The organism is Mycobacterium sp., assembly GCF_035697385.1.
Taxonomy (GTDB): domain Bacteria; phylum Actinomycetota; class Actinomycetes; order Mycobacteriales; family Mycobacteriaceae; genus Mycobacterium.
The window spans coordinates 1-5,461 of record NZ_DASSCY010000165.1 but is presented as its reverse complement, the minus strand read 5'-3'; the positions used below and the strand labels follow the sequence as shown (position 1 = coordinate 5,461).

The following is a 5,461-nucleotide window of genomic DNA, read 5'->3' as shown; positions in this document are numbered from 1 at the left end:
CTTGCCGGTCTGGTCGACCATGTCACAGCGCTTGGCCTTCCCGCGGCACCGCGCGACCAACACGGTGAAATCGATGCGGTCGCGGTGCTCAGCGCGCATTCGGTGCTCGACCGCGAGTGGGAGTTCGTCGTCATCGCCGGGCTGCAGGAAGGGTTGTGGCCCAACACCGTTCCCCGGGGCGGAGTGCTCGCCACACAGCAACTCGTCGACGTGATGGACGGTGTAGCTGGCCCCGCCGAGCGCGGATTGTCGACAAGGGCACCCCTGCTGGCCGAGGAACGTCGACTGCTGATCGCGGCGATGGGGCGGGCCCGCAGCCGACTGCTCGTCACGGCTGTCGACAGCGACAGCGGCGACGAGTCGATGCTACCGTCGTCGTTCTGCTACGAGCTGGCTGCACTCGCGACCGATCCCGATCCCGATCCCGCACCGATCGAGTCGCCGCGGGTGCTGGCGCCGGCCGCGTTGGCCGGCAGGCTACGCGCGGTGGTGTGCGCCCCGGCCGATGAGGTCGACGGCGCGACGCGCGCCTGTGCAGCAGCGCAATTGGCGCGGCTGGCCGCGGCAGGAGTGCCGGGCACCGACCCGGCAAAGTGGTACGCCATGACGCCGCTGTCCAGCGACGAACCGCTGTGGCGCGGAGATGACCACACGGTGACACTGTCCCCATCCACGCTGCAAATGCTGACCGATTGCCCGTTGCGCTGGCTGCTCGAGCGCCACGGCGGCAGCGATGGCCGAGACGTGCGGTCCGCGGTCGGCTCGCTGCTACACGCCCTGGTCGCAGACGGGGGAAAGACCGAAAGTCAGCTGCTCAACGAACTCGAAAAGGTGTGGGACAAGCTGCCATTCGACTCACAATGGTATTCACGCAACGAGCTAACACGACACCGCGCGATGCTCGCGACCTTCACGCAGTGGCGGGCGCAGAGCCGCCATCAGCTCACCGAAGTAGGAACCGAGATCCCCGTCGACGGCGAGATTGCACCGCAGGTACGGGTTCGTGGCAGGCTCGACCGGCTGGAACGCGACAATGCTGGCCGGCTCGTGGTTGTCGACATCAAGACCGGCAAGAGCCCGGTCACCAAGGACGATGCGCAGCGTCACGCTCAGCTGGCGATGTACCAATTGGCGGTGGCTGAAGGGCTACTGGCACATGGTGATACCGCCGGCGGCGGCCGCCTCGTGTATCTCGGCAAGACCAGCGCCGGCGGTGCTGCCGAACGCGAACAGGACGCGCTCACGCCCGATGCCCGCGCCGCCTGGCGCGAGGTCGTCGAACAAGCCGCGGCCGCCACGCAGGGACCGGAGTTCGTGGCCCGGATCAACGACGGCTGCACGCACTGCCCCGTGCGGGCGATGTGTCCCGCTCAGGCCGCCAGCGGCGGTCGGTCATGACGCCGCGGTACAGCCCGGCCGAACTCGCCGACGCGCTCGGTCTTTTCGCGCCCACCGATGAGCAGGCGGCGGTCATCGCATCACCACCCGGGCCGCTGGTGGTCATCGCCGGAGCCGGTGCGGGCAAGACCGAGACAATGGCGGCGCGGGTGGTGTGGTTGGTCGCCAACGGATATGCCCGCCCCGGTGAGGTACTCGGGCTGACCTTCACACGCAAAGCGGCGGGCCAGCTGTTGCGTCGGGTCCGCACCCGGCTGGCCCGTCTTGCCGGCGCGGGTTTCGCGGATGTGGCAGACGACCCGGCGACCGTCAGCACCTACCACGCGTTCGCGGGCAACCTGCTGCGCGAACACGGCCTGTTGCTACCGGTCGAGCCAGACACCCGGCTGTTGTCCGAAACCGAGCTGTGGCAGTTGGCATTTCGGGTTGTCTGCGCGCATCCGGAGCATCTCGAGACCGACAAGACGCCCGCCACCGTCACCGCGATGGTGCTGCGGCTGGCCGGTCAGCTGGCCGAGCACCTCGTCGACACCGAGCAGCTGCGCGACACCCACGTCGAACTGGAGCGGCTGGTGCACGCGTTGCCCGCCGGGCCGTATCAGCGAGACCGCGGCCCGAGTCAGTGGCTGCTGCGGATGCTGGCCACCCAGACCGAGCGCACCGAGCTGGTCCCGCTGATCGACGCGTTGCATACGCGGATGCGCGACGACAAGGTGATGGACTTCGGCATGCAGATGGCCTACGCCGCGAAGCTGGCGTCGAGCTTTCCCGAAGTCGGTGAGGCGCTTCGCAACCGGTACCGGGTGGTGCTACTCGACGAGTATCAGGACACCGGGCACGCGCAGCGGGTCGCGTTGTCGTCGTTGTTCGGTGGTGGGGTCGACGACAGTCTGGCCTTGACCGCGGTAGGCGACCCGATTCAGTCGATCTACGGCTGGCGGGGCGCGTCGGCCACCAACCTGCCGCGGTTCGCGACCGACTTCCCGTGCTCGGACGGCACGCCGGCACCGACGCTGGAGCTGCGCACCAGCTGGCGCAATCCGCCTAGTGCATTGCATGTGGCCAACGCGGTGTCGGCCGAGGCGCGACGCCGCTCTGTCGCCGTGCGGGCGCTGCGGCCCCGGCCCGGTGCCGATCCGGGCACCATCCGGTGCGCACTGCTCAGTGACGTGGCGGCCGAACGTGACTGGGTGGCAGACCATTTGGCGCGCCTCTACCACGAATCCCCCGCAGCTACGCCGACGGCCGCAGTGTTGGTGCGCCGCAACGCCGACGCCGCACCGATGGCCGACGCCCTTACGGCGCGCGGTGTGCCGGTCGAGGTGGTCGGCTTGGCCGGACTATTGGCTGTGCCGGAGGTGGCCGACGTCGTCGCGACCCTGCGGCTCGTTGCCGATCCCACGGCGGGGGCTGCCGCGATGCGTGTGCTCACCGGACCGCGGTGGCGTTTGGCCGGCCGCGACATCTCGGCGCTGTGGCGGCGCGCGGTCGAACTCGACGACGCTGACCGCTCGGCGCACGGTTCGGCGACCGAGCAGATCGTGGCGCTGGCCGCGCCCGACGCCGACGCGGCCTGCCTGGCCGACGCGATCTGCGATCCCGGACCGGCGACGGCGTACTCGCCGACCGGCTACGGCCGGGTCGTGGCGCTTGGCCGTGAGCTGACCGCATTGCGCGCCCATTTGGGCCACCCGCTGCCTGAGCTGGTCGCCGAGGTGCGACGGGTGCTCGGGGTCGACATCGAAAGCAGAGCCTCCCGGCCTTACAGCGCTGGCTGGGCGGGCACCGAGCATCTCGACGCGTTCGACGATGTGGTGGCCGGCTTCGCCGCCAGGCCCGGCGCGACAATGCCCGAACTGCTGGCATTCCTCGACGCCGCCGAGCAGGTGGAGAACGGCCTTGCCCCCGCGGAGATCTCCGTCGCGCACGACCGGGTGCAGATTCTCACCGTGCACGCCGCCAAGGGGCTGGAATGGCAGGTTGTGGCGGTGCCGCACCTCAGTGGTCGCGTGTTCCCGTCCACCGCGTCGACGCGAACCTGGCTGACCGACGCCGGCGACCTGCCGCCGCTGCTGCGCGGTGACCGGGCCACCGTTTCCGAGCACGGCGTGCCGGTGCTCGACACCTCCGACGTCAACGATCGAAAAAAGCTGTCGGACAAGATCTCCGACCACAAACGTCGCCTCGAGCAGCGCCGCATCGACGAAGAACGCCGGCTGCTGTACGTGGCGATCACCCGCGCCGAGGACACACTGCTGCTGTCCGGGCATCACTGGGGCGCGTCCGAGACCAAGCCCCGCGGTCCGTCGGAGTTCCTCTGCGAACTCAAGGACATCATCGAGCAGTCCGAAGACAGCGAACCCTGTGGCGTCGTCGAACAATGGGCTCCGACCCCTGCCGACGGCGAGCAAAACCCGCTGCGGAACAAGGCAATCGAAGCAGTATGGCCCGTCGATCCAGCCGGGTCCCGCCGCAATGATGTCGACGCGGGCGCTGCGCTCGTGACCCAGGCGATGACGGGTCAACTCGCGGGCGATGTCGCAGACGTGGACGGGTGGGCAGCCGACGTCGACGCCCTGCTCGCCGAACGCGACCGCGCAGCCGAGCGGCCCACACCGCCACTGCCCGCCCAGCTGTCGGTCAGCACCCTAGTGGAACTCGGTCGCGACCCCGACGCGGTCACGCAGCGGCTGCGTCGGCGGCTACCGACCCGCCCCGATCCACATGCGTTGCTCGGCACCGCATTCCACGACTGGGTGCAGCGGTTCTATCACGCCGAGCGCCTGTTCGACCTCGACGATCTGCCCGGCGCGGTCGACCGTGACTCGGGCGACCCCGAGCAGCTGGCCGAGCTGCAGGCGGCGTTCGCGGTGTCACCGTGGGCGGCTCGCACCCCCGTCGAGGTGGAGGTGCCGTTCGACATGGTCATCGGCGGGCGTGTGGTGCGTGGACGCATCGATGCGGTTTTCGCCGACGACGACGGCGGCGCGACGGTAGTGGACTGGAAGACGGGGGAGGTCCCGGACACGCCGGAAGCCAAGCGGCATGCGGCGATTCAGCTCGCGGTGTACCGGCTGGCGTGGGCGGCGTTACAGGGCTGCCCGGTGTCAGCGGTGCGCGCGGCGTTCCACTATGTGCGCAGTGGGCTGACGGTCACCCCCGACTCGTTGCCCGACGCCGACGATTTGGCTGCGCTGCTCGACGCGGCTTAGGAGTCGCGGAAGATTTTGAGCGCCGTGGTGATCATCGGAATCTGCAGCGGCAGTCGAACGATCGCTCCGACGCGCATCGGCCAGGGTTTGTCCTTCCACAACCGCACCATGTTGACGTTGGCCGGGAAGACCGCGACGAACAGGGCCACGGCAGCCAGCGCACCCATACGTCGGGTCCGCCGGCGAAGCTGGGGGCACCTCCCGCTTGCGGGGGACAGCACGCCGCTGGCCAGTTCCGCTACTCCGGATCCGTAGGTATACGACCGCGCGCTGCCGGGCAGCTCGTCGGGCACGATCGCATCGAACGGCTTGGGCGCGACGAAATGCAGCGTGCCCATGCCGAGCAGCATCGCGCCGAGTCGGTAGGCCGGCGCCGGGCTGGCGATCTGCTGCACTTCGGGTGGGGGAGAGGTCATGATTACAGTGTGCTGGTGCGGCAGCCCCAATTGGTGACGAACGCTCGTGGCTAAAGGACGTTTGCGGCGTCGGCTCCGCAGGTTCGAAGAGTCGCTGGCTGATCGACCGGTCCACGCGCTGACCGACACGGTGCAAATCCCCACCGCGCTGGTCAGTCCGGCCCGCCGCATCACTACGCGAGTCATCTACGCCCTGGCCGCGCTGTTCGCGGCGGTGTTCATCGTGTACTTGGACCGGCACGGCTACCGCGATGTGGAAAGCAGCCCGAACCCCGACGACCCGTTGTCGTTCCTGGATTGCTTCTATTACGCGACGGTGTCGCTGTCGACCACCGGCTACGGCGACATCACACCGGTCACGCCGAGCGCCCGCCTGGTCAACGTTCTCGTCATCACGCCGCTGCGGATCGCGTTCCTGATCGTGCTCATCGGCAC

At 69.0% G+C, this 5,461-nt stretch carries 4 protein-coding genes; 3 read left to right on the top strand and 1 reads right to left on the bottom strand.

Annotated features, from left to right (window positions below; all coding sequences use genetic code 11):
- Together VFH65_RS13765 and VFH65_RS13760 are read left to right on the top strand one after the other, a co-directional pair.
- Positions 1-1,398 (top strand): PD-(D/E)XK nuclease family protein (locus tag VFH65_RS13765; RefSeq protein WP_353322245.1); only part of this gene is annotated, 1,398 nt, incomplete at its 5' end.
- Entirely contained in the window at positions 1,395-4,610 is a 3,216-nt protein-coding gene (locus VFH65_RS13760) for an ATP-dependent helicase (RefSeq protein WP_353322244.1), read from the top strand. The genes VFH65_RS13765 and VFH65_RS13760, both read left to right, overlap by 4 nt.
- Here VFH65_RS13760 and VFH65_RS13755 read toward each other — a convergent pair.
- Positions 4,607-5,026 (bottom strand): DoxX family protein, encoded by a 420-nt coding sequence (locus VFH65_RS13755; RefSeq protein WP_353322243.1) that lies wholly within the window; start codon positions 5,024-5,026, stop codon positions 4,607-4,609. The two genes, VFH65_RS13760 and VFH65_RS13755, sit on opposite strands and share 4 nt — an antisense overlap.
- Positions 5,027-5,072: 46 nt before the next feature.
- Between VFH65_RS13755 and VFH65_RS13750 the strand changes: the two genes are divergently transcribed.
- On the top strand, positions 5,073-5,461 hold a 389-nt coding region (locus tag VFH65_RS13750), incomplete at its 3' end, for a potassium channel family protein (RefSeq protein ID WP_353322242.1).

Coding starts and splice junctions, on each gene's coding strand:
- VFH65_RS13760 (WP_353322244.1), top strand. CDS start 1,395: ATGACGCCGCGGTACAGCCCGGCCGAACTCGCCGACGCGCTCGGTCTT.
- VFH65_RS13755 (WP_353322243.1), bottom strand. CDS start 5,026: ATGACCTCTCCCCCACCCGAAGTGCAGCAGATCGCCAGCCCGGCGCCG.